Origin of the sequence: Rhodomicrobium lacus, assembly GCF_003992725.1 — a bacterium.
Taxonomy (GTDB): Bacteria; Pseudomonadota; Alphaproteobacteria; order Rhizobiales; family Rhodomicrobiaceae; genus Rhodomicrobium; species Rhodomicrobium lacus.
The window spans coordinates 262,688-289,684 of sequence record NZ_RZNF01000007.1 but is presented as its reverse complement, the minus strand read 5'-3'; the positions used below and the strand labels follow the sequence as shown (position 1 = coordinate 289,684).

General features: G+C 62.8%; 28 protein-coding genes. 9 read left to right on the top strand and 19 right to left on the bottom strand.

The window, feature by feature from the left end:
* Nucleotides 1–12: 12 nt before the first annotated feature.
* Complete coding sequence (gene dxs, locus EK416_RS08660) at nucleotides 13–1,944, top strand: 1-deoxy-D-xylulose-5-phosphate synthase (protein ID WP_127077102.1); 1,932 nt, start codon at nucleotides 13–15, stop codon at nucleotides 1,942–1,944.
* A gap of 101 nt (nucleotides 1,945–2,045) precedes the next feature.
* Here dxs and EK416_RS08655 read toward each other — a convergent pair whose 3' ends face one another.
* Complete coding sequence (locus tag EK416_RS08655) at nucleotides 2,046–2,708, bottom strand: SOUL family heme-binding protein (protein ID WP_127077101.1); 663 nt, start codon at nucleotides 2,706–2,708, stop codon at nucleotides 2,046–2,048.
* A gap of 138 nt (nucleotides 2,709–2,846) precedes the next feature.
* Between EK416_RS08655 and EK416_RS08650 the strand changes: the two genes are divergently transcribed.
* The 3 genes from EK416_RS08650 (at nucleotide 2,847) to EK416_RS08640 (ending at nucleotide 5,388) form a co-directional block, all read left to right on the top strand.
* Nucleotides 2,847–3,278, top strand: a complete 432-nt coding sequence (locus EK416_RS08650) for a secondary thiamine-phosphate synthase enzyme YjbQ (protein ID WP_127077100.1) — start codon at nucleotides 2,847–2,849, stop codon at nucleotides 3,276–3,278.
* Entirely contained in the window at nucleotides 3,275–4,573 is a 1,299-nt protein-coding gene (locus tag EK416_RS08645; RefSeq protein ID WP_127077099.1) for a RuBisCO large subunit C-terminal-like domain-containing protein, read from the top strand. The genes EK416_RS08650 and EK416_RS08645 overlap by 4 nt, the downstream gene beginning before the upstream one ends.
* Nucleotides 4,574–4,734: 161 nt before the next feature.
* Nucleotides 4,735–5,388, top strand: a complete 654-nt coding sequence (locus EK416_RS08640; protein WP_127077098.1) for a rhomboid family intramembrane serine protease — start codon at nucleotides 4,735–4,737, stop codon at nucleotides 5,386–5,388.
* Nucleotides 5,389–5,420: 32 nt separating this feature from the next.
* Here EK416_RS08640 and EK416_RS08635 read toward each other — a convergent pair whose 3' ends face one another.
* The 11 genes from EK416_RS08635 to nifH form a co-directional block, all read right to left on the bottom strand.
* Nucleotides 5,421–6,464 carry a 2-hydroxyacid dehydrogenase gene (locus EK416_RS08635; protein ID WP_127077097.1) on the bottom strand — a complete coding sequence of 348 codons (1,044 nt, stop codon included), beginning with the start codon at nucleotides 6,462–6,464 and terminating at the stop codon, nucleotides 5,421–5,423.
* Between the two features lie 116 nt (nucleotides 6,465–6,580).
* Nucleotides 6,581–7,249 (bottom strand): nitrogen fixation protein NifQ, encoded by a 669-nt coding sequence (locus EK416_RS08630; protein WP_210210989.1) that lies wholly within the window; start codon nucleotides 7,247–7,249, stop codon nucleotides 6,581–6,583.
* A gap of 158 nt (nucleotides 7,250–7,407) precedes the next feature.
* Nucleotides 7,408–7,713, bottom strand: a complete 306-nt coding sequence (gene fdxB, locus EK416_RS08625; protein WP_127077096.1) for a ferredoxin III, nif-specific — start codon at nucleotides 7,711–7,713, stop codon at nucleotides 7,408–7,410.
* Nucleotides 7,714–8,065: 352 nt separating this feature from the next.
* Nucleotides 8,066–8,266 carry a CCE_0567 family metalloprotein gene (locus EK416_RS08620; protein WP_127077095.1) on the bottom strand — a complete coding sequence of 67 codons (201 nt, stop codon included), beginning with the start codon at nucleotides 8,264–8,266 and terminating at the stop codon, nucleotides 8,066–8,068.
* An 11-nt stretch (nucleotides 8,267–8,277) separates the two neighbouring features.
* Entirely contained in the window at nucleotides 8,278–8,742 is a 465-nt protein-coding gene (locus EK416_RS08615) for a NifX-associated nitrogen fixation protein (RefSeq protein WP_127077094.1), read from the bottom strand.
* On the bottom strand, nucleotides 8,735–9,148 hold the full coding sequence (gene nifX / locus EK416_RS08610) for a nitrogen fixation protein NifX (protein ID WP_127077237.1): 414 nt from the start codon (nucleotides 9,146–9,148) through the stop codon (nucleotides 8,735–8,737). Before nifX ends, EK416_RS08615 begins: the two co-directional genes overlap by 8 nt.
* Nucleotides 9,149–9,194: 46 nt before the next feature.
* Complete coding sequence (nifN, locus tag EK416_RS08605) at nucleotides 9,195–10,577, bottom strand: nitrogenase iron-molybdenum cofactor biosynthesis protein NifN (protein WP_127077093.1); 1,383 nt, start codon at nucleotides 10,575–10,577, stop codon at nucleotides 9,195–9,197.
* Nucleotides 10,578–10,584: 7 nt separating this feature from the next.
* A complete protein-coding gene (gene nifE / locus EK416_RS08600; protein ID WP_127077092.1) occupies nucleotides 10,585–12,261 on the bottom strand; it encodes a nitrogenase iron-molybdenum cofactor biosynthesis protein NifE in 1,677 nt (558 codons plus the stop codon).
* A 132-nt stretch (nucleotides 12,262–12,393) separates the two neighbouring features.
* On the bottom strand, nucleotides 12,394–13,953 hold the full coding sequence (gene nifK, locus EK416_RS08595; RefSeq protein WP_127077091.1) for a nitrogenase molybdenum-iron protein subunit beta: 1,560 nt from the start codon (nucleotides 13,951–13,953) through the stop codon (nucleotides 12,394–12,396).
* Between the two features lie 111 nt (nucleotides 13,954–14,064).
* On the bottom strand, nucleotides 14,065–15,522 hold the full coding sequence (gene nifD / locus EK416_RS08590) for a nitrogenase molybdenum-iron protein alpha chain (RefSeq protein WP_127077090.1): 1,458 nt from the start codon (nucleotides 15,520–15,522) through the stop codon (nucleotides 14,065–14,067).
* 97 nt (nucleotides 15,523–15,619) lie between these two features.
* A complete protein-coding gene (gene nifH, locus EK416_RS08585) occupies nucleotides 15,620–16,498 on the bottom strand; it encodes a nitrogenase iron protein (RefSeq protein WP_127077089.1) in 879 nt (292 codons plus the stop codon).
* A 383-nt stretch (nucleotides 16,499–16,881) separates the two neighbouring features.
* On the opposite strand from nifH, the gene EK416_RS08580 reads away from it, so the two are divergent.
* The 5 genes from EK416_RS08580 to EK416_RS08560 all read left to right on the top strand — a co-directional run bounded on the left by EK416_RS08580 (nucleotide 16,882) and on the right by EK416_RS08560 (nucleotide 19,849).
* Entirely contained in the window at nucleotides 16,882–17,331 is a 450-nt protein-coding gene (locus EK416_RS08580) for a response regulator (RefSeq protein WP_127077088.1), read from the top strand.
* Between the two features lie 147 nt (nucleotides 17,332–17,478).
* Nucleotides 17,479–17,850 (top strand): group II truncated hemoglobin, encoded by a 372-nt coding sequence (locus EK416_RS08575; RefSeq protein WP_164729929.1) that lies wholly within the window; start codon nucleotides 17,479–17,481, stop codon nucleotides 17,848–17,850.
* 3 nt (nucleotides 17,851–17,853) lie between these two features.
* Nucleotides 17,854–18,444 (top strand): hypothetical protein, encoded by a 591-nt coding sequence (locus EK416_RS08570; protein WP_127077086.1) that lies wholly within the window; start codon nucleotides 17,854–17,856, stop codon nucleotides 18,442–18,444.
* A gap of 75 nt (nucleotides 18,445–18,519) precedes the next feature.
* A complete protein-coding gene (locus tag EK416_RS08565; RefSeq protein ID WP_127077085.1) occupies nucleotides 18,520–19,404 on the top strand; it encodes a xanthine dehydrogenase in 885 nt (294 codons plus the stop codon).
* 4 nt (nucleotides 19,405–19,408) lie between these two features.
* On the top strand, nucleotides 19,409–19,849 hold the full coding sequence (locus tag EK416_RS08560) for an ArsC/Spx/MgsR family protein (RefSeq protein ID WP_127077084.1): 441 nt from the start codon (nucleotides 19,409–19,411) through the stop codon (nucleotides 19,847–19,849).
* 21 nt (nucleotides 19,850–19,870) lie between these two features.
* Here the strand turns inward: EK416_RS08560 and EK416_RS08555 are convergent, their stop codons facing one another.
* The 7 genes from EK416_RS08555 to EK416_RS08525 all read right to left on the bottom strand — a co-directional run bounded on the left by EK416_RS08555 (nucleotide 19,871) and on the right by EK416_RS08525 (nucleotide 26,982).
* Complete coding sequence (locus EK416_RS08555; protein ID WP_127077083.1) at nucleotides 19,871–20,509, bottom strand: hypothetical protein; 639 nt, start codon at nucleotides 20,507–20,509, stop codon at nucleotides 19,871–19,873.
* Between the two features lie 211 nt (nucleotides 20,510–20,720).
* Nucleotides 20,721–22,550: a translational GTPase TypA gene (gene typA / locus EK416_RS08550; RefSeq protein ID WP_127077082.1), complete on the bottom strand. Its 1,830-nt coding sequence runs from the start codon at nucleotides 22,548–22,550 to the stop codon at nucleotides 20,721–20,723.
* Nucleotides 22,551–22,626: 76 nt separating this feature from the next.
* Nucleotides 22,627–23,391: a TVP38/TMEM64 family protein gene (locus tag EK416_RS08545; protein ID WP_127077081.1), complete on the bottom strand. Its 765-nt coding sequence runs from the start codon at nucleotides 23,389–23,391 to the stop codon at nucleotides 22,627–22,629.
* Nucleotides 23,391–24,368, bottom strand: a complete 978-nt coding sequence (locus EK416_RS08540; protein ID WP_127077080.1) for a radical SAM protein — start codon at nucleotides 24,366–24,368, stop codon at nucleotides 23,391–23,393. The genes EK416_RS08545 and EK416_RS08540 overlap by 1 nt, the downstream gene beginning before the upstream one ends.
* Nucleotides 24,369–24,427: 59 nt before the next feature.
* Nucleotides 24,428–25,597: an FAD-dependent oxidoreductase gene (locus EK416_RS08535; protein ID WP_164729928.1), complete on the bottom strand. Its 1,170-nt coding sequence runs from the start codon at nucleotides 25,595–25,597 to the stop codon at nucleotides 24,428–24,430.
* A 116-nt stretch (nucleotides 25,598–25,713) separates the two neighbouring features.
* A complete protein-coding gene (locus tag EK416_RS08530) occupies nucleotides 25,714–26,049 on the bottom strand; it encodes a hypothetical protein (protein ID WP_127077078.1) in 336 nt (111 codons plus the stop codon).
* Nucleotides 26,050–26,052: 3 nt separating this feature from the next.
* Nucleotides 26,053–26,982: a DnaJ C-terminal domain-containing protein gene (locus EK416_RS08525; protein ID WP_127077077.1), complete on the bottom strand. Its 930-nt coding sequence runs from the start codon at nucleotides 26,980–26,982 to the stop codon at nucleotides 26,053–26,055.
* Between the last annotated feature and the right edge of the window lie 15 nt (nucleotides 26,983–26,997).

Sequence of the window (26,997 nt, the reverse complement as noted above, 5' to 3'; positions counted from 1 at the left end):
GGAAGTGTTTAAGTGACAATCAGCAACCGTACCCCGCTCCTTGACAAGATCAAGTTTCCGCAGGACCTTCGTCAACTAGATGCCGATCAACTTCAGCAGGTCGCGGATGAACTCCGCACCGAACTGATCGATGCTGTTTCGGTGACGGGTGGGCATCTGGGCGCTGGACTTGGCGTTGTCGAGCTGACGGTTGCGATTCATTATCTCTTCGATACGCCGCACGACCGCCTCATCTGGGATGTCGGTCACCAGGCTTATCCGCACAAGATCCTGACGGGCCGCCGCGACCGTATCCGCACGCTTCGCCAGCCGGGGGGCCTGTCAGGCTTCACCAAGCGCTCGGAAAGCGAATACGATCCCTTTGGAGCCGGCCATTCGTCCACCTCCATCTCGGCCGGTCTCGGCATGGCTGTCGCGAGCGATCTGAAAGGCGAGGATGGCGGTCGCAACGTCATCGCCGTCATCGGAGACGGCTCCATGAGCGCGGGCATGGCCTACGAAGCCATGAATAACGCGGGCGCGATGGACGCGCGGCTCATCATCATTCTGAACGACAACGACATGTCGATTGCGCCGCCGGTGGGCGCGCTCTCAAACTATCTCGCGCGGATGCACTCGTCCGAAACCTTCCTCAAGGTGCGAGACATCGCCAAGAACATGGCTCAGCGCCTGCCCAAAATCTGGGAGCGCCGTGCGGCCCGCGCGGAGGAATTCACGCGCCACCTGTTTACGGGCGGTTCGTTGTTCGAGGAGCTTGGCATCTATTACGTCGGCCCGATCGACGGCCACGACCTCGACATCCTGCTGCCCGTGCTGCGCAATGTTCGCGACTCCGCGCACAAGGGCCCCGTGCTGATTCATTGCGTGACGCAGAAGGGCAAGGGTTACGAGCCGGCCGAGAAGGCGCCGGACAAGTACCACGGCGTGACGAAGTTCAACGTCATCACGGGCGCTCAGGACAAGGTCAAGGCGAGCGCGCCGAGCTACACGAAGGTTTTCGCCGAGAGCCTGATCGAAGAAGCCCGCAAGGACGACACCATCGTGGCCATCTCCGCGGCGATGCCGTCGGGCACGGGCCTCGACCTTTTCGAGAAGGAATTTCCCGAGCGCACCTTCGACGTCGGCATCGCCGAGCAGCACGCGGTTACGTTCGCTGCGGGCATGGCGACCGAAGGGCTGAAGCCGTTCTGCGCGATCTACTCGACCTTCCTGCAGCGCGGTTACGACCAGCTCATCCACGACGTTTCCGTGCAGCACCTGCCGGTGCGCTTCGCGCTGGACCGCGCGGGCCTCGTCGGTGCCGATGGCGCGACTCACGCGGGCACGTTCGACCTCGCTTTCCTATGCTGCCTGCCCGACTTCGTGGTCATGGCGCCGTCGGACGAGGCGGAACTGAAGCACATGGTCACGACCTCGGTCGCCATCAACGACCGGCCGAGCGCGATCCGCTATCCGCGCGGCGAAGGCTATGGCGTCGAGATGCCGGCGCAAGGCTCGGTGCTGCCGCTCGGCAAGGGACGCGTCGTGCGCGAAGGATCGACGGTTGCGATCCTCTCTCTCGGCACGCGCCTGCATGAAAGCCTGAAGGCGGCGGACAAGCTCGCCGCGATGGGTCTCTCGACCACGGTTGCGGATGCGCGCTTCGCGAAGCCGCTCGATCTCGATCTCATCCGCCAGCTTGCGCGCCATCACGAGGTTCTCATCACAGTGGAGGAGGGCTCGTGTGGCGGGTTCGGCTCGCAGGTGCTCGAATTCCTCGCCCGCGACGGTCTGCTCGATCACGGCCTCAAGGTGCGCCCGCTGACGCTCCCCGACAGGTATATCGACCACGGCAAGCCGGAAGCGATGTACGAGGCGGCGGGGCTGAATGCCAGCGGCATCGTGGGCGCGGTCGTGGCGGCGCTTGGCACGTCGTCGGCGATCATCGTGGACGAGCGGGCTTAAGGCTGCGCGGGCGTTCGCCCATCACATCGCAATCATCTAAATGAGGGCCGGGCAGAACCGGCCCTTTCCGTGTCCGCCTTTGCGCTTGGCTTCCCGGCGTTCTAACCCGTCGCGCCGTTCGCAAGCTCGAACATCACTTCGTTGCGGCGCATGAAGGGCAGCGTCCACGGCGGATTGTAAAACGCCAGCACCGGCTCGCCCCTGATCGCAAGGCCATGCGTCTCGGCATAGCGGCGAAGCTCGTCGGTCTTCTCCCGAATGGCGTCGTCGCCCGCGAAGCCGGAAAAGCGGATCGCGAGAAAACGTCGCGGCGGGATCGGCTCCAGCCGGACGCGCGGATCGGACGGCGCGGGCAGCGTTTCCATCGTCCAGGCCTTCGGCATGATGAAGCGGACCGTCCAGCTCTCCCGCCCGTCCCCGTCGCGCGCGCTCCCGCCCTGCTGGGTGACCGGGGCCGTCATGGCGATCTTCTGCTTCTGCTGCTCCACCGGTGCGGTCATCTCGATCTTCGCTTTCGGCTGGTTGGCGCCGAAAATGTAAGCCGCGATCAGCCGGAAGCCCTCGTTTATGGCCTCACGGCGCGGGCCCCTCACCTCCGCCTCAGCCGCAATCAACGGCCCGTAGGCGCGAACTTCAACCGCGCCATCCTGCTTCTCGATGCGAAAGTCCGGCTGCTCCACGCGGCTCATTGCGGGACCGGCGACGACGGCCGCGACTGCCGCCGCACCCAGACCCAACGCCGCCAACACGATCACTCGATGCATGATACCCTCTCTTGCGGCTTTGCCATCCCGCACTGAGAATCCCGTACACCCCGATGTGTTCCGTGCCGCTTCCCCTGGCGCGTTGCTTCGCGCGAGCGCGCGGGCTAACATTCGCGCGCACCCGTCCCGCGAGGCTTCATGACAATCCTGACGCACCGGATCGAACTCGCCACGATCGAGCCGATCGAGTTCATCGACATCACCGACGAGATCCGCAAATGGGTCGCTTCCATCGGCGCGAAGAATGGCCTCGTCTCGATCACGTCGCTGCACACGACCGCACGCGTGAACGTGAACGAGAGCGAGCCTCAGCTTCAGCTCGACATGATCACGTTCCTCAAGCGGTTCGTGGCGCGCGACGGCAACTACCGTCACAATGATGTCGCGATCGACGGCCGCGATAACGCGCATTCTCATCTGCTCGGCCTGTTCATGACGGAGACGGAGACGGTGCCGGTGGCAGATGGCGCGCTCGTCTTCGGTCAGTGGCAAGCCATTTTCTTCGTCGAACTCGACGGCCCGCGCGAGAAGCGCACCATCCATCTGCAATTCATGGGAGAGACGGCGTGACGCCGGACGACATTCAGGGCTTTTACGCCCGTCGAGGCGAGCTTGACGCGGAAGCCTATATCGAACTCGACTTCACCTTTGAATGCGCGGGCGATCCGCGCGAGGCGGCGGCGCATCTCTGCTCCGAGCAATCGACGGCGCAATGGCGGCGCGTCGGGGTGGACGAGGATTTCCGCCCGCGCTTTGCCGCGAAGGTGCTGGAGCTCGACGCGACGCCTCGCCCCGGCGGCTTCTCCATTCAGATCGAACACGCGCCCAAGGGCGAGGTCTACGCCTGCCGCGCCACCATTGCGCACCCGCACGGCAATTTCGGCCCGAAGATCCCGAATCTTGTCTCCGCCGTGCTCGGCGAGGGCGTGTTCTTCTCGCCCGGCATCCCGTTGATCCGGCTCGAAGACATCCGCTTTCCGGCGAGCTACCTCGCGGACTTTCAGGGCCCGCAATTCGGCATCGCGGGTCTTCGCGAGCAATTGCAGGCCTTCGACCGGCCCATCTTCTTCGGCGTCATCAAGCCGAACATCGGACTGCCGCCGGAGCCGTTCGCGGAACTCGCCTATCAGGCGTGGCTCGGCGGCCTCGACATCGCCAAGGACGACGAGATGCTGGCGGATGTCGACTGGTGTCCGCTGGCCGACCGCGCCGCGCTGCTGGGCGCCGCGCGCGAGCGGGCCGAGCGCGAGACCGGCGTGCCGAAGATGTACCTCGCCAACATCACCGACGAGGTGGACCGGCTGGTGGAACTTCACGACCTCGCCGTCGCGCGCGGGGCGAACACGCTGCTCGTGAACGCGCTGCCGGTCGGCCTTTCCGGCGTGCGCATGTTGCGGAAGCACGCGCGCGTGCCGCTGATTGCCCATTTCCCGTTCATCGCAGCCTTCGCGCGCCTGCCGCAATACGGCGTGCACAGCCGCGTGTTCACACGGTTGCAGCGGCTCGCGGGCTTCGACGTGGTGATCATGCCGGGTTTCGGCGCGCGCATGATGATGCCTGAAAGCGAGGTGCTCGACTGCGTGCGCGCCTGCCTCGAACCGATGGGTGCGATAAAACCCGCGCTGCCCGTGCCCGGCGGCAGCGACAGCGCGGCGACGCTTGAAGGCGTGTATCGCAAGCTCGGCACGGTGGATTTCGGCTTCGTGCCCGGTCGCGGCGTGTTCGGCCATCCGATGGGGCCGAAGGGCGGCGCGGCGAGCCTGCGTCAGGCGTGGGACGCGATAGCGGCGGGCGTGCCCGTGGCCGATGCGGCGGGCGAGCATGCCGAACTGAAGGCAGCGCTCGCGGCTTTTGGCGGCAAATAGTGTCTCCCCGACGCCGTCATGGAGATGGCGAAACGGAGAAGCGTTGTGGCGCCGGTCATCCGAAACGGCTGCGGCTGAACACACTTCGGCAAATTCTCGCATGCCGGCAATTCGTGTATGATCGGCGCAGCGGCCATAGTGCGTTTCAGATGTGAACAGTCATGGTTTTTCCTATCGGGGACGACGAAACCGGCGACGCCTCAACGCCATTCGTGACCTATGCGCTGATCCTGATCAACATCGCCGTTTTCGGCCTCGAACTGAGCCGGGGCGAGCCTTTCATCAAGCAATGGGCGTTCATCCCGAAGGAATTCTTCGCCGCGCCGCTTTCCGAGGGCGTTACCGTCCTCACCTCCATGTTCATGCATGGCGGCTGGATGCACCTGATCGGCAACATGGTCTATCTCTGGACCTTCGGCGACAATGTCGAAGACAATTTCGGCCATGTGCCGTTTCTCATCTTCTACCTTCTGTCCGGCGTGGCGGCGATGGCGGCGCAGGCGTTTCTGATCCCGGGCTCCAGCGTGCCGAACCTCGGCGCGTCGGGCGCCATCGCCGGCGTGCTCGGAGCCTATGTGATGATGTTTCCGGGCGGGCGCGTGCGACTCCTGACGCAGGCGGGCGTCATCCTCGTGCCTTCGATCATCGCCATCGGCTTCTGGATCGGGCTGCAACTTCTCAGCTTCGCGGGCGAACTCGGCAAATCGGGCGAGCAGGGCGGCGTCGCCTACATGGCGCATATCGGCGGGTTCTTCGTCGGCATGGCGCTGACAATTTTCTTCCGCAATCGCTCGCAGCCGCGCATCGGGGGTTAAGGGCGCGTCACCCGCGCCCTTGCCCGCCAACTTTATTCGCGCGGGCTCTGATGCAGAGGGCCGCCAGGGCCTTTCGTGCCCGCGCTCAACACGTTTTTCGGGTTCGGCGTGCCGCGCTCGTAATCGGCCACGTTGCCGAGGGTGGTGTGGGCGATTTCAGACAGAGCCTCGCGCGTGAGGAACGCCTGATGGCCTGTGACGATCACGTTGCGGAAGGTGGTCAGCCGCTCGAACACGTCGTCCTGAATGATGCTGCCGGAGTGGTCCGAGAAGAACAGCCCCTCCTCGCGTTCGTAGACGTCCATGCCGACATAGGCGAGACCATCTTTGCGCTTCAGCGCCTCGATCACCGCTTCCGCGTTCACCAGGCCCCCGCGCGCGGTGTTGATCAGCATGGAGCCCGGCTTCATGAGCTTTAGCGTCTCCTCATTGATGAGGTGCTTCGTTTCAGGCGTCAGCGGGCAGTGCAACGAGACGATGTCGGATTCCGAAAGCAATGTCGGGAGGTCGACATATTTCATGCCAAGCGCGATGCAAGCCGGGTTCTGATAGATGTCGTAGCCGAGGATCTTGCAGCCGAAACCGTGCATGATGCGCGCGAGCGACTCGCCGATCTTGCCGGTGCCCACGATGCCGACCGTGCGGCCTTCCATATTGAAGCCGACGAGATGGTCGAGCGAGAAATTGCCCTCGCGCACGCGGTTGTAGGCATGGTTGATGCGGCGGTTGAGGGCGAGCATGAGCGCCACGGCATGCTCGGCGATGGCGGTTGGCGCATAGGCCGGAACGCGCATGACGCAGAGCCCGAGCCTTTCCACCGCTTCGAGATCGACGTTGTTGAAGCCCGCCGAGCGCAACGCGATAAGCCTTGTGCCGCCATCCGCAAGGATTTGCAGCGTTTCCGCGTCAAGCCTGTCGGTGACGAAGGGGCAAACGGCGGGGAAACCGGCGGCGAGCTGCGCCGTGCGACGCGAGAGCTGCTCCTTGAAGAACACGAGTTCGTGCCCGTACTCCTGATTTGCTTCGATCAGGAAAGGGGTCTGGAAAGCATGTTCGCTGAAGAAGGCAATTCTCATTGAGTTTCCGTTCCGTTCGAGTTGTCCAGCGCAATGTGCGTCGAACACACTCTACACGAGAACCGTATCGGGAGCATGACGCACTTAGACTAAAGTCGTAAGTGCCCGCTTCCAAATCAAGCGGCGGAACGGCTGCCATGCAGATCGGCGGCGCGGCGCCCGCGCGCAAGGAGCGACTCGCCCGTCTCGTCGCCGAAGCATGTTTCGAAGTCGCCGCACTCCGCGCAGCTCGGCGCGGTGCAAAGCGAAAAGGCGGCGTCCGCGCAGATCATGCGATAGAGGAACTTCTTCCACTTCATGTCGTGGCTGTTGCGGCGGGCGAGCGGCGCGAAATGGCGTTTCATCAGTTCGGAAAGATCGCCCCGATGGCGAAGGCCGAGATCCTGCCAGAGGTGGTTCGGGCGCTGCGCGCGGCGGGCCACGAGCGCGGCGAGGCGGTGCGCGAAGACGGTTTGCCTGCCAGCGCCGCTCTTCAGGAGATCGAGGAGACAGGCTTCATCGGCGCTCCGCGCGATGTCACGCCGACCAATGTCGCGGCTGAGCCACGCGAGCGCATCCGGGAAGCATGTTTCGACAAGATCGGTCAGTTGGTCTGCTTCGAGGCCGACGGCATCGACCAGCGGAATGTGCTCCGCTTTCGCCTCGGCAAAGGAAATTGCAAGAATACACGCAATCACATGCGCATCGAAGGCATCGGTGCCCGGAGCTTTCGCCTCCATCAGCATGGAATAGACATTCCTTGCGGAAGAAATGGTGAAACCTTCGGGAGAGTTCTGCACTGACATCGTCGATTTACCCGCGTTTTTGCGAGGACTCCTCGCTTCGATCTGCGGTTTTGTCGTGAAGATGACGCGCCGCGGCCTGTTCGGATAAATGCAAGGAGCATGCCTGATCGCGAGAATGTGCCGGACGGTTGACACGCGTGCCGCCGCCCGGCCGCGGATCAAAGGGCAGGCGGGGTCGTGGAGAAGGTCTGGCAGGCTCGCGGGCAGACGCGATGGCATGCGCTGCATCCGATGCAGTTGCCGGCATCCGAGAGGACCATGATCTTGCGCTCGAATTCATCGTCGTCGTCGTCATCATCGCCGTCGAGCGAGACGAGTTCGCCTTCGTCGGTTACGCCTTTCAGCGTCATGACATCGCGGTCGCAAACCTTGAAGCAGCGGCCGCAGCCGATACAGGTTTCAGGATTGATTTCGATGAGAAAGTTCGGCTCCCACTCGCGGCCGTCGCGTGTCAAGTTTGCCATCTGCCCTTTTCCTTCAGTCTAGAAATGTCTGCGTCGCGCCTGCTCGTGCTCTGGCGCATTCGTTTGGTCCACGTTGCTGCACGCTCTCAATCAAACCTATGCGCCTTGAGAGCACTGGCAACCTGTTGATTCTAGTGCAGTTTCCAGTCTTGCATTTGATGACGGCGCCCTCAGCGGCGGCGGATCAGATGTAAAACTCACTGCACTGGAACTGGAATTAGAGGCGCTCTAAATCTTTTTTCGGACGTGACAAGTCGCAGGACCGGCTTGCCGCCCGGCCTTGCGCCATATCTGTCCGATGTGTGCCTTGCGGCTTGAAGCGGGCGATACGCGCCCGCTTCCTCATTGTCGCTTACGCCGCTTCGAGCTGCTTCAGCTCCGCGCGCTTCTTCTCAAGGAGCGCATAGGCGTCATACGCCTTTTGCGCCACGTCCAAGATGTTTTCCCAGTTGGTCGGCAGATCTTCCGAAAGGTCATGCAGGTCCATCTTCGCCTGCGTAGCTTTCGGCGACAGCTTCTTGATCTCCGCTTTCAACTCCTCGATAGAGCTCATGCCGTGTCTCCTCAATACTTCGCCACTTCGGGGAACTTCTCGATCATCTCGATGGCGGACGCGACCAGCTTCTCGCCATCCGATACGAGCTTCTCGTAGCTGTCGAAGCCGAAGCGGTGCACATCGCGCAGGTGCTTGTTCACGACCACAAGGCGGCCCGCTGTCAGCACCATGCGGCCGAAGCCCTCGTGATGCATCTTCATGATCGGCGAGACCATGATGCCGGTTGCACGTTCGATCGAGAGGCCCACGGCGTTATAGAAAATTTCGAGCCGCCAGATCGTCTCCGGGTCGGGATCGCCCATGATAGGGATCTGCTTGCGCTTTTCCTTGTCGAGGATGTACGGCTCAAGCAGTTCGAGGTCGGTCTTCTTGTCCCATGCGCCGTAGGAGTCCTGCGCGCGCCACTGTTTGACCAGTTCGGTGAAAAACACCGACTTCGTGAGATCCTTTTCGACCGTCTCTGCGTCAGCCATGAACCGCTTCCTCCTCGTCTTCGAAATCGAGCTTGCGTTCCTTGCCCTTGAGCAGCGCCTTGCGCAGCCATGGGGGCGGGTTGCCCTTCAGAACGGTCTGAAGCTTGGCGATGAGATCTTCGATTGGTTCCGGCTGGGGGAGCTTGATCGGGTGCAGGCCCGCCTGTACCGCGCGCGCGGCACCGGAGCCGCCGATCGATGTGACGTAGAGGATCGCGCAGTCCTTGATCGCCTCGATCTTCGGCGCGAGCTTGTCGTCGTTGCCGTCCTGCCCGGTCGGCTCGAACACGAACACTTCGACGAGATTCGAATCCTCGGCGGAAATCTCGTAGACCGCTATGTTCGGCGACCACCCGAAATGCGAATCCACGCGCTTCAGGTCTTGGGTTGCAAAAGCGACTTTCATAGCGCCCGGCCTTTCCTTGATCGTCTTTTCTTCGCTCGCATCGGGATTAATGAGCCGCAGTCTGCGTATCATCATGGCTACCCTCGCGGTGCGATGCCAAATTATCAGCCCAGGTGTCGGGCGTCGCTTCGTGAAGTTCGCTCATGAAGACGTTCCCGATATCGAAGATCAGCGAACGCGTGCCGCGATAGCCGACCGAGACGCGATGCGCTGCGCCGAGCCGGTCGAATGTCGGCAGGCCGTAGCGGAACAGCGGGATACGCAAGCGCTCGGAAGCTTGCCGCCCGTGGCTGTGGGTTACGAGAAGGTCCATGCCCTTCGCGCGGTGTTCGAAATCCTCAAGGTCGCCGACGAGCACTTCCTCAACCGGCACCTTGTGAAGGATCGGCGACTGTGTCGAGGTGACCGCCGCGCCGACGGTTGCGCCCATCTCGGTCAGGAAGCTCGTGATGCCGTAGAGCAGGTCCGGCTCGGCGCCGACCGCGATGGTCTTGCCGCCGAAGGAGAAATGTCCGTCGAGCATGGCGTCGAGCAACTGCGAACGCTGGCGCTTGATCTTGTTCGGGGCGGGGCGGCCGCTGATCTTCATCAAAAGCGCCATCAGCGCATCGTTCGGCGCCAGCCCGGTGAGGCGGTCGAAGACGCGGAACGGCACGCCCGTCTTCGCTTCGAGCGCGACGGCGGCCTCGCGCATCTGCTCGCCGATGGCAATGGTGAACGCGGCGCGGCCCATGCCCGCGATGTCGTTCACGCTCGCGCCGCCGATCGTGGTCGGCGTGAAGTCTTCCGGCATATGGCCGTCGAGCGAGCCGGACAGGTCGGGCAGGAAGGTGGGTTCGAGGCCGAACGCCTCGCAGATATCGCGCAGCTCATCGAGGTCGCCCGGCGTCAGATGCGAACCGGGCAGGATGTTCACGCGGTTGGGCTCGCGCGCGGCGCCTGGTGGCGGCGTGTCGACGAGCTGCTCCACCATGCGCGTGACGGCCTTGCGCCAGCCATCCTCAAGCGCGCCTTCGAAGTCGGGCGTCGAAACGTAGACAAGCTTGATATGGTCGAGTTCGGGGTGGTTCTGCCGCACGAGCTTCAGGAAGCCGTCGACATCGTCGCCCTTGACCTCGGTGACGCCCGTCGAGCAGATGCCGATGACCTCCGGTTTGGTGCGATTGGCGATCGTCAGGATCGCCTGTTCCACATTCTCGAAGCCGCCGAGCACGGTCGAAACCTCGCTCATGGCGGTCGTCTGCATCGGAATCGCCTCCCGGAAATGGCGGACGAACAGCACCAGACCGAAGGAGGTGCAGCCCTGGCTGCCGTGCAGCAGCGGCATGCACTTGTTGAGGCCGAGAAAGGCGAGCGCGCCGCCGATGGGCTGGCTCATCTTCAGCGGGTTGACCGAACACGCTTTCTTCGAGAGTTCGACGCGGGCCATGATGTCCTCACGCAGCCTTGTTGGAGTTCGCGGGGACGACGTCGGTGCCGTTGATGCGTTCGAGAAGCGCGTCGAGATGCGGCGCGCAGGATTTGCACCCGGTGCCGATCTTCACATAGCCGGCCACATCCTCGGCGCGAGTCAGCTTGTTCGCGCGGATGATGTCTTCGACGAAGCCGGTTTCGACGCCGCTGCAGTTGCAGAGGATTTTCGCGCGGTCGGCCTTGGTCTTCGCCTCGGCGTTGGCCGCGAGGGCGGCGGCATCGGCTGCATTCGCCTCGTCGGCGCGTTCTTCCCAGCTCACCTCGTCCCACGGCGCGGCGGTGCGGACCTGCTGCCAGACGGGATTCGACAGCGCCTTGTCGATCTGGCGGACGAGTTCCACCATGCCGACATAGCCCGCATAGGCGTAGTGGCGCTCCTGATTGATGTCGAGCCACGGCATTTTCGCCTTCAGCGCGACGAACTGCGAGCGTCCGCCAGACAGCATGATGTCGGCTTTCGCACTCTTCAGCATCGCGTACATTTCGCGCGGCTTCATGTCTTCGATCATGTGCGCGTCCTGGCCCATGATCTCCTTGATCTTGTCCTTGTCCTCTTTCGTGGACTTCTTGACGCTCGTGCCGGCGATTTCCATGCCGCCTTCCTGAAGCGCGGCGACCATCGACCAGCTCTTGACGCCGCCCGTGATGAGGAGAACGCGCTTGCCGAGAAGGCGCTCGCGGAAGGTTGCAATCGCCGCCCAGGCCTTCTTTTCCTCGCGCTCGATCACGGCCTCGGTGCGGGCGATGATGTCGTCCGGCGCACCCTGCTTCACGAGAAGCGCGGCCATCTGACGGAGCGTGTCGCTCATGTCGCCGATGCCGTAGAACGATCCCTCGAAGAACGGGATGCCGTAGCGCTCTTCCATCTTGCGAGCGACGTTGATCATGGCGCGGCTGCACACCATCATCGCAGCCTTGGCGCGGTGCGAGCGGGCCACCTCATGATATTTCGCGTCGCCGGAGATGCTGGCGAGGATGCGGATGCCGAGTTCGTCGAGAAGCGGCTTCACTTGCCACAGCTCGCCGACGAGATTGTATTCGCCGATGATATTGATGTCGTAGGGCGTCGTGTAATCCGGCTCCTGCGTGCCGATCACGTGGTCGAGCAACGCCTCGCCGCCGAGCTTGTTGCCGAGGCTCTTGGAGCCGACGAAGCCGGGAGCCTGCACCGGAATGCACGGCGTGCCGAATTTCTCGCTCGCCTTCTTGCAAACTGCGTCGATGTCGTCGCCGATCATGGCGGGCACGCAGGTCTGATAGACGAAGACGGCGGGCGGAGCGTATTTGTCGACGATTTCCTTGATGGATTTCCAGAGGCGCTTTTCGCCGCCGAAAATCACATCCTGCTCGCTCATGTCGGTGGTGAAGCTCATGCGGTAGAGCTTGGAGCCGGACGACGAGGAATGTCTGTTGTCCCAGGAATTTCCCTCGCAGGCGATAGGGCCGTGCACGAGGTGGGCGACGTCGGTAATGGGCTGAAGCGCGATCTTCGCACCGTCGAAGGCGCAACCGCCGGCGGCTCCGCCGGGCTGCAATGCCTTTGAACAACCCTTCTTGCGTTCCTTCGCGCCCTTGGCCTGATTGATCTCGCAACCCGGTTCGTTGAAAACGTCCTGGATCTTGTTCGCCACTGTGCTCATGCACAAACCTCCGCGGGCTGCGGGCCGAAGAACTGCGATTGGTCTGGCGCAACCCCGAACGGGAAAACCGCTTGCCGCCTCCCTGGGATCGCCTTGGGACGATGGCCCGCTTCTCGCGGGCCATCGCTGTCTTTAGCGGATGATGTCGTAGCTGATGTCGGTCTTGCCAGCCACGTTCGAGTGAGCGTCCATTTCGCTGAAGACCTTGTCGAGGATCCAGACGAGAACATTCAGCGCGCCCTGATAGCCCCACACCGGGTAACGGTGCAGATGGTGGCGGTCGAAGATCGGGAAGCCGATGCGGATCAGCGGCGTGCCGGTGTCGCGCTCAAGATACTTGCCGTAGGTGTTTCCGATGAGGAAATCGACCGGGCGCGTGAAGAGCAGCGAACGCAGGTGCCAGAGATCCTTGCCCGCGTAAACTTCGCAATCCTTGCCGAAGGGCGAGGAAGCGAGGAGTTCGCGAACCTTCTTTTCCCACGTCTTGCCGCCGTTGGTGGAAAGGATCGTGGTCGGCTCGGCGCCGAGTTCGAGCAGGAACGCCGCGAGGCCGAGGCAGAGGTCCGGATCGCCGTAAATCGCGAACTTCTTGCCGTGGATGTGGTTGTGGCTGTCCGCGATCGCGTCGACGAGGCGGCCGCGCTCCTTCTTCAGCGCGTCCGGGATCGGCTTGCCGGTGAGGCGCGACACTTCCTGAAGGAACTTGTCGGTGCCGGCAACGCCAAGCGGATGGTTGAGCGCAACCGTCTCCTGGCCCCACGTCTTGATGTAGTCGAGCGTCTTCTCCGTGGAGAATTCCTGCATCGAGATCGTGGCCTTGGCGTTCACAGCCTTGGCGACGTCTTCGAGCTTCGTGCCGCCGTCATACATGCGGAACTCGCCATCGGCCGGGGTATCCCAGACGTCGGAGTTGTCGCCGATGATGGTGTACTCGGCGCCGATCAGGTCGAAGATGCGCTTGATTTCGCGCAGGTTGCCGACCGTGTAGCCGTCGAAGCCGCCGAAGAAGTTGATCGAGTTGTTCGGGGTGCGCTCAAGCTTCGGCGCGAGACCGGCCTTGCCGCCCCAGAAATATTCGACCACGCCCTTCATGGTGTTGTCGTAGCCGGTGATGTGGCTGCCGACGAACGCGGGCGTATGGGCGAACGTCACATCGTAGTCCTGCGGGATCGAACCCTTCTCGCGCGAGGTCTTGATGAAGGCGTTCAGGTCGTCGCCGATGACTTCCGCCATGCAGGTGGTGGAAACCGCGATCATCTTCGGCTTGTACATGTTGTAGGCGTTGGCGAGGCCGTCCACCATGTTGGTGAGACCGCCGAACACCGCCGCGTCTTCCGTCATCGATGAGGAAACCGCGGAAGTCGGCTCCTTGAAGTGACGCGAGAAGTGCGAGCGATAGTAAGCCACGCAGCCCTGCGAGCCGTGGACGAAGGGAAGCGTGCCTTCGAAGCCGACCGCGGCGAACACCGCGCCGAGAGGCTGGCAAGCCTTCGCCGGGTTGACGGTCAGAGCTTCGCGAGCGAAGTTCTTCTCCTGGTATTCAACCGTCTTCGTCCATTCGGCGACGCGATTCACTTCCTCTTCGGGAGTGCCGTTTTCAAACTTGTCGCGCTTGTTCTTGAACATTTCCCGGTATTCCGGACCCCGGAATAGTTGGAAATGGTCAACGACGTTTTCTGCATTCTGAACCATTGTGTGATCCTTGAAACTTTCAGCTCGCGGGCAAGCCGCTCTCGTTCGCGGTCTCCGCCCTCAACGGAGGGCGGACCGCTTTCGCGTGTTTGTGTGCGGTATCGTTCCGGTTTAGAACGGCGCCTTCGTCAGGTTCCAGACCGGCGAGTTGATCGCCATGTCCATGTCGCGAGCGAAGATCGCGAAGCCGTCGTAGCCGTGATACGGGCCCGAGTAGTCCCACGAGTGCATCTGGCGGAAGGGAATGCCCATCTTCTGGAAGACGTACTTTTCCTTGATGCCCGAGCCAACGAGGTCCGGCTTGATCGCTTCGACGAACTTCTCAAGCTCGTAGGCGGTGACGTCGTCGTAAACGAGCGTGCCGTCCTTGATGTAGTGCGTCGTACGCTGGTAGTCGTCGTTGTGCGCGAACTCGTAGCCCGTGCCGACAACTTCCATGCCGAGATCTTCGTAAGCGCCGATCACGTGGCGAGGACGAAGGCCGCCGACGTACAGCATCACCTTCTTGCCTTCGAGGCGCGGGCGATACTTCGCGATGACCGCATCCATGAGCGGCTGGTACTTCGCGATGACCTTCTCGGCGTTTTCCTTGATCTTGTCGTCGAACTGAGCGGCGATCTTGCGCAGCGACTCCACGATCTTCGTCGGGCCAAAGAAGTTGTATTCGACCCACGGCACCCCGTACTTCTCTTCCATGTGGCGCGCCACATAGTTCATCGAACGGTAGCAGTGCAGCACGTTCAGCTTCGCGCGGGGCGTGGCTTCCAGCTCGGCAATCGTGCCGTCGCCCGACCACTGCGCAACAACGCGAAGGCCCATTTCCTCAAGCAGAATGCGCGAGGCCCAGGCGTCGCCGCCGATGTTGTAGTCGGCGAGGATGGCGATGTCGTATTCCGTCGCGTCGAAACGCGCCGGCTTGCCTTCCGCCTTGTCGAAGACCCAGTCCCGAACCGCGTCGTTCGCGATATGGTGACCGAGCGACTGCGACACGCCGCGGAAACCTTCGCAGCGGACAGGAACGATCGGCTTGCCGCCATATTCCTTCGACTTCTTCTTCGAGACGGCTTCGATGTCGTCGCCGATCAGACCAATCGGACATTCGGACTGAACCGACAGGCCCTTATTGAGCGGGAAAAGCTCCTGAACTTCGTCCATCAGCTTGGCGAGCTTCTTGTCGCCGCCGAAGACGATGTCGTTTTCCTGGAAGTCCGAGGTGAACTGCATCGTGCCGAAGCTGTCGATGCCGGTCGTGCCGACGTAGTAGTTGCGGCGCGAACCCCAGGAATATTGACCGCAGCCCACCGGGCCGTGGCTGATGTGAACCATGTCCTTGATCGGACCCCAGACCACGCCCTTCGAGCCTGCGTAAGCGCAGCCGCGGATCGTCATGACGCCGGGGATCGACTTGATGTTGGACTTCACGCCGCAGTCGGGCTTGCCGTCCTGGTAAACACCAAGATGCTTTGCACGACGCTTTGCCGTCTTGTCCGGGTAAACCTTCAGCACTTCTTCAACAAGTGCCTTGTTTCTTGCCTTCAGATCTTCTGTTTCTGCGAGTCCCAGGCTCATGCCGCTAGCCTTTCAAACTGGGTTTTGCGTTACCGCCGTCAGCCCTCTGGCAAGGGCTGACGGGGACGCTTAGCGAATGGGCCTTGCGGCCCGAGAGTTACGCCGCGAGTTCCGCAGCCGTCTTGCCGACGATCGACTCGTCGACCTGTTCCAGGATGCCGTGTTCCATGAGCAGGTCTTCAAGCTCGTCCATGGTGATCGGGGTCGGGATGGCCCCGTTACCCGCGTTCGCATGGACCTTGGTGGCGAGGGTGCGATAGTGACCGGCCTGCGTGGAGTCCGGCGCATACTCGATCACGGTCATGCGGCGCAGTTCGGCGTGCTGCACGATGTTGTCGCGCGGCACGAAGTGGATGAGCTTGGTGCCGAGCTTCTCTGCGAGGGACGAAGCAAGCTCGAACTCCTTGTCGGTCTTGCGCTCGTTGCAGACGAGGCCGCCCAACCGCACGCCGCCGGCGTTGGCGTACTTCAGAATGCCCTTCGAGATGTTGTTGGCCGCGTACATGGCCATCATCTCGCCCGACATGACGATGTAGATTTCCTGCGCCTTGTTTTCGCGAATGGGCATCGCGAAGCCGCCGCACACCACGTCGCCGAGCACGTCGTAGGAGACGTAGTCCACGTCGTCGTAAGCGCCGTTCTCTTCGAGGAAGTTGATGGCGGTGATAACGCCACGACCGGCGCAGCCAACTCCCGGCTCCGGGCCGCCCGACTCGGTGCACTTGATGTTGCGATAGCCGATCTTCATCACGTCTTCGAGTTCGAGATCCTCGACAGAGCCGTGCTCAGCCGCAAGGCTCAGGATGGTGTCCTGCGCCTTTGCGTGGAGGATAAGGCGGGTCGAGTCAGCTTTCGGATCGCAACCGACGATGAGGATCTTGTTCCCCATCTCGGCGAGCGCCGCGAGCGTGTTTTGGGAGGTAGTCGATTTACCGATACCGCCCTTTCCGTAGAATGCGATTTGGCGCAATGCCATTGCAAGTCTCCTTCGTCGTCCGTACGTGTCGCACCCGGCCAGACGGCCGGAAGCGTAGTCTTTCGCCAGTGATCGAAACGCCCAACGAGCGCCGTCGCCAACAGCTCAGGTGCGGGGCTTTTGCTCCTCGAAAGGGCGGAGCATCTGGCAGTTCCTCGCCCGCAGCCCCTTAAGAGCAAGCGTCGTGCCAATCCCGAAAGAACCGTTCTAAAAAGGACTTAACGGTCCAATGTCGCAAAAGCGGGCTCAACGGACGTGTTTCAAAGCCGACACGCACATCCCGCGTGTATGAAAACGGACAGGGCAGGGAAACGAACGGGCGCGGAAATTGCAGGATCGCGGTAGAATTGTCGTCATCGGCCAGCAGCCAGGGAGAAGAGACGATGCGCATCGGCGTCGACACATCGCGAACGGATAACAAGCGCGTCTTCGTCGTATCGGGCGATGAAGTAACGAGCGCGATCCTGACGTTCATGCTGACAGACGGAAACGAAACGCACGAGTTGCGCGACATCGATGCGGCCTTCGAGAAGGGGGCGGAATGGAAACCCGATCTCATCATCGTCGATGCCTCTCTGGTTAAAGGCCGGGGGCTGTCCGTTCTTCAGGATATCGCCGATCGCCTTCCCGGTGCGAAAGTCGCCGTCGTCGTTGAAGAGACGGATGCCGGAGATGCGAAAGCGTGGATCGGCGCGGGCGCGCATGCGATCATTCCCAAGCCGCTGACCATCGAGGCCGTCCGCCGTCATGCCGACATCCTGCTTGGCCGCGTCAGCGCGAAACCGAAGGTGCAGCTCTTTCCGCGCGTTCCAAGGACGAGCCCCGGTGTGTGAAGTCTGACACGCGCTGTCGCGCTTGCGACATCTCCCCATGTCAAGTGACATAAGTCATTGAAAAGTGACCCACGCTCCTGCCAAATTGATTTGGTATGAAGGTTGCTTATCCTTCGCCACACATAGACGGGCCTGACTATGACGTATTTGACCAAGATCGGCGGCGCTCAAACTGTCGACCGGATCATTGAAGAGTTTTTCAAGCGGATGGACGCGTTGCCACAGGCGCGCTCGGTTCGCGACCTGCATCGGGAAGACCTCGCGCAAACGAAGGGCGTGATGAAGCGTTACTTCAGCGAGTGGCTCAACCGGCCTGCGGGGATATCAACGGCGCTTGGGCAAGCCGGTCTGGCGTCACGCCATGCCACCATGCCGATCGGGGCCCACGAGCGCGACGCCTGGATGCAATGCATGCGGGAAGCCCTGCAAGCTGTGGTGACGGATGAAAAGATCCGCCTGGAACTGGAAGAACGGCTTTATCAACTCGCGGATCATCTCCGCAACGACGAGGAAAAATAGCAAATGACGGATATCTCCAAGACCGGTTTCGCGAAGCTCGAAGCCGAGGGACGCCTGCTGAATCCGGTTCTGAAGTCGCCCACCCACAAGCCGGGCCGCTTCGGCTTTCGCGGCGACATCGCTTTGAAGTTCGCGCCGAAGCTCGCCGACGAAGCGCGCCCGCCGGAGCTGAAGATCGATCAGGTGATGGCGGCTTCGCAGGAAGGCGAGACGACAATCTCGTTCTTCACCACATACCTGCACTCGTTCGAATATCTGAAGGAAGTCGCCGAAGCTCTGGGCGATGCGCTGACGCCTTCGGGGAAGTACTTCCTGTACTGCAACAATATCGACCTTTCGAAGAAGTTCCGCGCCACCTACAACGGCATCACGTATTACATCCTGCCGATCGACGAGGCGGGCGTTTACGCCGAGATCCTCGACCTTCTCTATCTCGACAAGCAAACGCTGAAGAAGAAGGACACTGCCGGCAAGCTCGACGCGATTGCCGACGCCGCGGCCTCCTTCGACGAGAGCTACCCGGAGATCACCTACGAGGAAGGGCTCGGTATCATGCTGCCGGTCCGCAACAAGTACGAGCATCGTCCGGTCTAGCAAGCGGCGCAAAGGTGCGTCGGAGGGCGTGGCCTCAAAGGTCGCCCCTCCGGCTGCCTGCCTAAGGGGTCCATCATGACCATAATGCCGCGTCCCCCTCAATCGCCCCGCAGCTTCCGCTCGGCTTTCGCGGTGATTCTCGGAACGAACGAGATCGCCTCGGCCATTGCCGTCGACCTTTATCGCGCAGGCTGGAGCGCAGTTCTCTCGCACGATACGCACCCGCCCGTGATCCGGCGGCAAATGGCGTTTCATGACGCGCTGTTCGGAGATTGCGCCGAACTCGAAGGCGTCAAGGCGAAATACGCCGAAACGACGCTCGCAACCGCGATGCTGCTCGGAAGCGGCGATTGCGTCGCCGTTACCCGGCTCGGTCTCCTCGACCTCATTCCCATGGCCGCTGTGCATCTGCTTGTCGATGCGCGCATGCAGGATCGCGCGGTCGTTCCGGACATCCGCCATCTCGCGAGCATCACCGTCGGCGTCGGCCCCGGCTTCAGCGTCGGAGAGAATTGCGATATCGCTATCGAGACACAGCCAACGAAGAATGGCATCACCCTTTTCTCGGGGCGCACCGCCGCGCCCGCATCGAAGGAGCGCCGCCTTGGTGGCGTTGGACCGGAGCGCTTTGCACTCGCGAAGGCACCGGGCCGATGGCATTGCGCCGTCGAGATCGGCACGCGCGTCTTCAAGAATTTCCCGGTCGGCGTTCTGAATGGCGAGTCGGTGACGGCACCAATCGATGGCATCGTTCGCGGCATCGTTCGCGATGGCACGGAAGTCTTTTTTGGAACGAAGCTTCTCGAAATCGATCCACGCGGGCGCTCGGCCACGTGGGAGGGGATCGACAAGGGCGGCCGGGACATCGCCCAGGCGATCATCACGGCGCTGACATACGGGCAGCCGCGCGCCGCCAAGATTTCTAGGGCGAAACCGCTTTCCGCGCGACAATCGGGTTGAGTGAATGGCGCATGTGATTTTCTGGGAGAAGCCTGGTTGCGCCGGGAACGCGAGGCAGAAGGCGCTGCTCAAGGCAAGCGGCCATACGCTCGATGTGAGGAGCATTCTTGCCGAGGAGTGGGACGGGAAGCGTCTGCACAGCTTCTTCGGCACGCGCCCGGTGGCGGAGTGGTTCAACATGTCCTCGCCGCGCGTGAAATCCGGCGAGATCGTGCCTTCGACGCTCGAACCTGCGGAAGCCATAGCGCTCATGCTTACGGATCATCTTCTGATCCGGCGCCCGCTGATGGAAGTGGACGGCCGCCGCGAGGTGGGTTTCGACGCGGAGCGCGTGCGTGCGTGGATCGGGCTTGTCGAAACCGCGGCACCCGTTACCGATAAATGCGTGCAGGAAACGGCGCGCGCTGCGGGCAAGCCCGAGCCGGACTGCTCAGCGCCGGCCTGACGGTCCGCATCGGGTCCGGCTCTAAAAGGCCGCCCTTCGCAAAAGCCCCCACAGGATATTCAGGAGAATCGCCGCGCCTATGGCGTAAACGACGAACAGCAGCCCCCTCGCGAGCGGCCCGGTGGCGAGCAGCGTAGCCATATGCTGCGCGCCGGTGCCAAGGCCGTCGTAAAACACCGGCACCGCGTGGCTGAGGTAGAGGTCGCCCGCCTTCGCGAAAATGCCGCTGACCGCGTCATCGCCCCAGAATGGCGAAAGGCCTTCGCCGCATATTTCGCCCGGCGCGCAATGCCTCGCCAGACCGAACGGCTTAAAGGAGCGCTTCAACTCCGCGCGGACTGCGTCGGTTACCATCACTTCGTCTGCACTCTCAGGCTTCACATCGCCCTTGTAGAGCGCCAGCAGACGCTCGGGCGTCTTGCGATAGTCGCTTGCCAGATCGTCGATGGCCTTTTCGAGCGTGCAGCCGCGATTGAGCAGGAAGACGCGATAGCTGTCTTCGGTCAGCTGTTCGCTCTTGCCGGGGCAGGCGCTTTCGTAAGCATAGAAGAATGTCGCGGCATAACCGTAGCCTGCCGCCCACGGCAGGACGAAAGTCGCGGCGAGGAGAAGCGCGGCAAGTGCGGAGAACCCGATCACGAGGCCGGAAAGAAGTCTCATTCTCACCCCCCTGAATGAAGCGCTTCCGCTCCGTGGGTGCGGCGTGGAGCGGAAGCGCGGATAGGCGCTATCTGCGCCCGCTGTCAGAGTGGCGCGTTCCGCCGCACACGGAAAAATCACATTGTCTTGGGTCGGGCGTGCGCAGGGTTCCGCTCGCAAAAAAAGCGCCGCTCGCGCGGCGCTCTGAAAGGTCTGCGGTTGAAGAAAACGGTCAGCCCGCGTTTGCCGCCGAAGCCGCGCGCTCCATGCGCTTTCTCTCGTTCGGATCGAGATAGCGCTTGCGAAGCCGGATGGACTTGGGGGTCACCTCGACGAGTTCGTCGTCCTGAATATAGGCCAGCGCTTTTTCGAGCGGCATCTTCATCGGAGGCGTAAGGCGCACGGCCTCGTCCTTGCCCGCTGCGCGGATGTTGGTGAGCTGCTTGCCCTTGATCACATTCACTTCGAGATCGTTCTCGCGGGTGTGCTCGCCGACGATCATGCCGGGGTAAACCTTCGTCTGCGGATCGATCATCATCGGGCCGCGATCTTCCAGGTTCCAAAGGGCGTAGGCGACCGCTTCACCCGTGCTGTTCGAGATCAGCACGCCTGCGCGGCGGCCCTGAATTTCACCCTTGTACGGCGAATAATTGTGGAACAGCCGGTTCATGATGGCGGTGCCGCGCGTGTCGGTGAGAAGCTCGCCCTGATAGCCGATAAGGCCGCGCGTCGGTACGTAGAAGATGAGCCGCTGACGACCGCCGCCCGACGGCCGCATGTCGACGAGTTCGCCGCGCCGCTCGGAGAGCTTCGACACGACCGCGCCGGAATGCTCCTCGTCCACGTCGATGATGACTTCCTCGACCGGTTCGAGCCGCTGACCCGTCGCGGGGTCCGTTTCGAACACGACGCGCGGACGCGACACGGTGAGTTCGAAGCCCTCGCGGCGCATGGTCTCGATGAGAATGCCGAGCTGGAGTTCGCCACGGCCGGAAACCTCGAACGCGTCCGCGTCCGGCGTCTCGCCGATGCGCAGCGCGACGTTGCCCTCGGCCTCGCGAAGCAGGCGCTCGCGGATCACGCGGCTCTGCACCTTGTCGCCTTCCTGACCGGCGAACGGCCCGTCATTGATGCGGAAGGTCATGGTCAGCGTCGGCGGATCGATCGGCTGCGCTTCGAGCGCTTCCGTCACGGACACGTCGCAGATCGTGTCTGCCACGGTGGCCTTGGTCAGGCCCGATATGGCGATGATGTCGCCCGCCGTGCCTTCGTCGATGGGCTGGCGCTCAAGGCCGCGAAAGCCGAGCACCTTCGAGATGCGGCCCTGCTCGATCACCTTGCCGTCGCGCGACAGGGCCTTGATGGCCTGATTGGGCTTGACGACGCCGTTCGACACGCGGCCCGTCAGGATGCGGCCAAGGAACGGATCGGCTTCGATGGTGGTCGCCAGCATGCGGAACGGACCGCCTTCGGCCTTCGGCGGAGCGAAATGCTTCAGCACGAGATCGAACAGCGGGGCCATGCTGTCCTTCGGGCCATGCGGATCGAGCGCCATCCAGCCCTGTTTCGCGGAGCCGTAGAGGATCGGAAAATCGAGCTGCTCCTCGGTCGCGTCGAGGTTCGCGAACAGGTCGAACACCTCGTTCACCACTTCGACGTGACGCTCTTCCGGCTTGTCGATCTTGTTGATCGCGACAATGGGACGAAGGCCGATCTTGAGCGCCTTCGACACCACGAACTTCGTCTGCGGCATGGGGCCTTCCGCCGCGTCCACCAGCACGATCGCGCCATCCACCATGTTCAGGATACGCTCCACCTCGCCGCCGAAGTCGGCGTGGCCGGGCGTGTCCACGATGTTGATGCGCGTGTCCTTCCAGTTGATGGACGTCACCTTCGCGAGGATCGTGATGCCGCGTTCGCGTTCGAGATCGTTCGAGTCCATCGCGCGTTCGGCAACGCGCTGGTTTTCGCGGAACGAACCGGATTGCTTCAGAAGTACGTCGATAAGCGTCGTCTTGCCATGGTCGACGTGGGCAATAATGGCGATGTTGCGCAAGTCCATGCCGAGCCGCGCCTTTCTTTCCGTCGTGTTGCAATGCGAGATTTGGGGCTAGATGTGCGGCAAAGGCGCGCCCGCGTCAATGAGAATGCTCGCGAACGGGCCGTGTTTCACCCGGCTCGCCATCCGGCTTGTCTTCGGGCGCCCTCGAAAATCTGCGCCTTATCGGGATCATGGCGAGGCTGAGACCAGCAAGCCCGATGAGCGCGCCAAGGATTTCGGGGGTCATGATGGCGCTGAACGAAATCGTTTCGCCGCGATCAAGGATCGAGCCGAGCCCCGCCCCGGACATCGAATAAACCGCCGTGCCCGGCATGATTCCGAAAAATGTCGTCAGCACGAAGGTCGAGAAACGCACGCCCGCGAAGGCAGGCACGATGTTCACGAGGAAAAAGGGGAACAGCGGCACAAGGCGCAGCACGAGCAGATAGGACCAGGCATTTGCACGGATTTCGCGCACGAGCTTTTGACCTGTCGCGCCGAAGCGGGCGAGGAGCGTGTCTCCCGCCAGCGCCCTTGCGAGGAGGAAGACGAGCGCCGCGCCCGCCGTCGCCCCGATGACTGTCAGGATCGTTCCCGCCATCGCTCCGAACAGGAAACCGCCGGTCAGCGTCAGGAGCACGGCGGATGGCAGCGACATTGCCACCACGAAAATGTAAAGCCCGACATAGGCGGCGGCGGAGAGCGCGTAATTGTTCGCGACGAAGGCCAGGATTTCCTGCCGGTGCGCCTTCAGATGGGTGAAGGTCAGAAAACTGGGCCAGCCGAGACCATGCACCGTGAGCGCAAGGCCAATCGCGACGAGAGCGAGCCAGAAAAGCGGATCTCTCAGACGTGAGCGCATCAGCCGGACGCCCGCGCGGAACCGCAGGAGCCGCCACCCAGCACGCAAAACGTGGCGCACCACGGATGCACGAGCGGCACCGCGCGGGACGCTTCATCGAGCGTCGCGCCGAGTTCGAAACGCTCGTCATATGGCAGCAGCGTGCACGCGACGACGCTTGGCCGCGCCGCGCGCTTTCGCTTGACGACCATGCGCGCATTCGAGCACATCACGTCGTCCGGTGTTTTGCGGAGAATGCCCCAGCAGGCGGTTGTGATTTCGGGCGGCGAGACGTCGGGGCGCATTTCGGGCAGGAGCACAAGCACCTGCGGGTCGTCGCAGTCGAGCACGATGCCGCGATCTGCGAACAGGGTCGCGAAGCCGCGCCGGATGATGTGCTCGTCGTCGCCCTGAAGGGATCGCGCTGCGATCTCTACGCGAACGCCCGCGTTCCAGAGCCACTCGACGCCGCCGAGCGCACGGGCGAAGGCGGCGCCGCCGCGCTCGCGGTCGTGTACCCCCTCGCGAAAATCGTCGAGCGATACGCGGATGCGAAGGCGCGCGCCATGGACCGCCGCGAGCCGCGCGATATCGGCCTTTCGATGCTCCATCGGCTTCAGCGCATTGGTGAGCGTCAGCGTCTCAAAACCCCGCGCGAGCGTTTCTTCGAGGATGGCAACGAAATCGGGATTCATGAACGGTTCGCCGCCCGTGAAACCGACGAGCGAGACCGGACGGGGAAGGCGTGCCATCTCGTCAAGAAACGGCACGGCATCGGCAACGCTCAGAAAGGCAAGCCGGTCGTTCTTCGGCGAGCTTTCGATGTAGCAATGCTCACAGGCGATGTTGCACAGCGTGCCGGTGTTGAACCACACCGTGTCTAAGCGCGTCAGTGGCACGGAAGCGCGCCGCTCACCCTTTGCGGTCCAGACGGGATCGGCGAACTTTTCCGCCGCGCCCGGTGGCTGGCTGGTCGATGCCGACGCGGCTTGCTGCATGTGCGCTCCATTCGCTTTCACATGCGATAAGGGATGCGGCGGCGCCTCGCCAAGCGATTTCACGCCGACTTGACCGTCTCGGCGGCCGGAGCGAGCCTTTTGAACCCCGAGACGAAGCCCCGGTCTATCCGGTCCTTGAGATGCCAGACCCAGCGGCCTTCGAAGCTGAAGCGCCCGCGCGCGCCTACCGCGTAACGTTCCCCCGCCGTGATGAGCTGGAGGAAACGCTTCTGCGGAAGGAAGGGCTTGAGCGGCGCGCCCTCCGCCGCGAGGCGAAGATTCTCGGCAAGCACGACGCTCTGGCGCACGGCATAGATGCCCGCCTTCGGCACGGCGCGCCCCACAAAAGACGCCACGTCGCCTGTCGCGAAGACATCCGCGTGCGAGGTGCTCTCCATGGTGGGCCGAACCGCGACAAACCCGCGTTCGTCGAGCGCGAGGCCGGTTTCGCCGAGCCACGGCGCGGCTGACGCTTCGACCGTCCAGAAAAGCTCGTCATAGGCCACGGCCGCCCCGCAATCGGTGTGCACCGCTCCCGCCTCCACCCGGCTCGCGTTTTTTCCGGCGATCACCTCGATGCCACGCGCGGCAAGAATCCGCTCGAAGCGCGTGCCGAGCCCAAGCGAGAACATGTCGAGGATCGCCGCCTTGCGCGTCAGCAGGGTGAAGCCGACCGCGTCGGGGTTGAGCCCCTCACGTTCGAGATTGGCGCGCAGCACGCGCTCCATGGTGCATATGAGTTCCACGCCACTCGCGCCGCCGCCCACGACCACGAATTTCGCAGAGCCCCTTTGCAGAAGCCGCGCCCGCGCCGCCTCGAAGCCCGCGAGGAATTTGTCTACCGGCTTGATCGCGACGGCGTGCGCGTCCGCGCCCGGCACCTCGTGCGTGTTCGGCGTCGAGCCGGTGTCGATGGACAGGATGTCGAACGGGATGGGCTCGCGGACTTCACAGAAAACGCGGCGCGCGTGGATGTCGATGCCGGACACCTCGCTCACGACGAGTTTCGCGCCCGCGAACCGGCAGAGCCCGGCAACGTCGATATGGATGTCGTCGTTCGTATAGAAGCCCGCCATGAGGCCGGGCAGCATCGCGGAATAGGGTGTGCGTGGATGCCGCGTGACGACGGTAAGACGCGCATGCTCGTGCACGCTCTTGCATAACGCACGCAAGGCGTTGGCGTGCGCGAGCCCCGCCCCGATGAGCACGATTTCCTTCTTCGCAGGCATCACGCACTCACCTTGAATTGTTCCGGCCGCGATCAATGCGCCGAGCATAAAGCGAGCGCGTTGCCGCGCGTCAAGAAAATGAATGCAAGCTCGCAGAGGGGCAAGCGGCGTCGCGCCTACTCTCGCGGCCCCACGACGACCCGCACGTGCGTCAGAATAGCCTCGCGGACATGGTCAGGCTGTTTGTGCACGGCCTCGGTCATCGCACGAAGCAACGCGCGCGCACCATGGAGCTGATCCACCAGCGACAAGACCATGGTCATCTCCTCGTCGCTAAGGTCCATGCCATAGCTGAGGTCGCAGAGAAAATGCGTGCGCGCGACGTCCGTCTCGTCGAACAGGAAGCCTTGCGGGCCGCGCCTCGGCTTCACCCACCCGGCGGCGATCCACCGTTCGAGAACCTTTTCGTCGAGCCTGAAGCGGGTGACGATCTCGGTTTCGCCGATCATCATGCTCTAGCCTCCCTGCCTCGGATCATAGGGGTGGTCCTTCTCCCACGCCGTCACGAAATCTTCGAGCGCGGCGTCCGGCTCGGGCGGCAAAACCACCTGAAGCTCCACGAGATGATCGCCCTTCATCTTGCCCTGAACGCCCTTGCCGCGCAGGCGCAGCACGCGCCCGGTATTCGAGTGTTTCGGGATCTTGACGTTCACCCGCCCGGTGACTGTCTCCACCGGGACGGAACCGCCGGATAACGCCTCGCCAAGCGTGACCGGCAAAACGGATCGGATATCCTGCCCTTCGCGTCGGAAAACGGGGTGCGGTAAAACGCTCACGGTGATGAGCGCGTCGCCAGCGGGTCCGCCGCCGATGCCGGGCATGCCCTGCCCCTTCAGGCGCAGCGTCTGGCCGTCCTCCACGCCCGCCGGGATGGTGATGTCGAGCGTCTTGCCATCGGGCATGTCGACGCGCTTCTTCGCGCCGTTCACCGCTTCAAGGAAGTCGACGGGAAGCGCGTAATGAAGGTCGCCGCCGCGCATGCGGAACTGCGCGCCGCCTGTTCCCGCGCCGGCTTCGCCACGGCGGCGCAGGATGTCGCCGAACAGGTCGCTGAAATCGCCGGAACCGCCGAACCCCTCGAACCCTCCTTCGGGACTCGTGTAATAGCGCTCTCCCGCGCCCGCATCCGCGTAGTCGCGGTAGTAGCGCCGCTGCGGCTTTTCCTGACCGTGCTCGTCGATTTCGCCCGCGTCGAAGGCGCGGCGCTTTTCCTTGTCGCTAAGGAAGGTGTAGGCGGCCGAGATGTCCTTGAACCGCGCCTCGGCTTCCTTGTCGCCAGGGTTCAGGTCGGGATGATTTTTCTTCGCGAGCGACTTGTATGCCTTGCGGATCTCGTCATCCGTCGCCGCTTTGGAAACGCCGAGAATTGTATAGGGGTCAGCCATGATCGCTGTGGGATG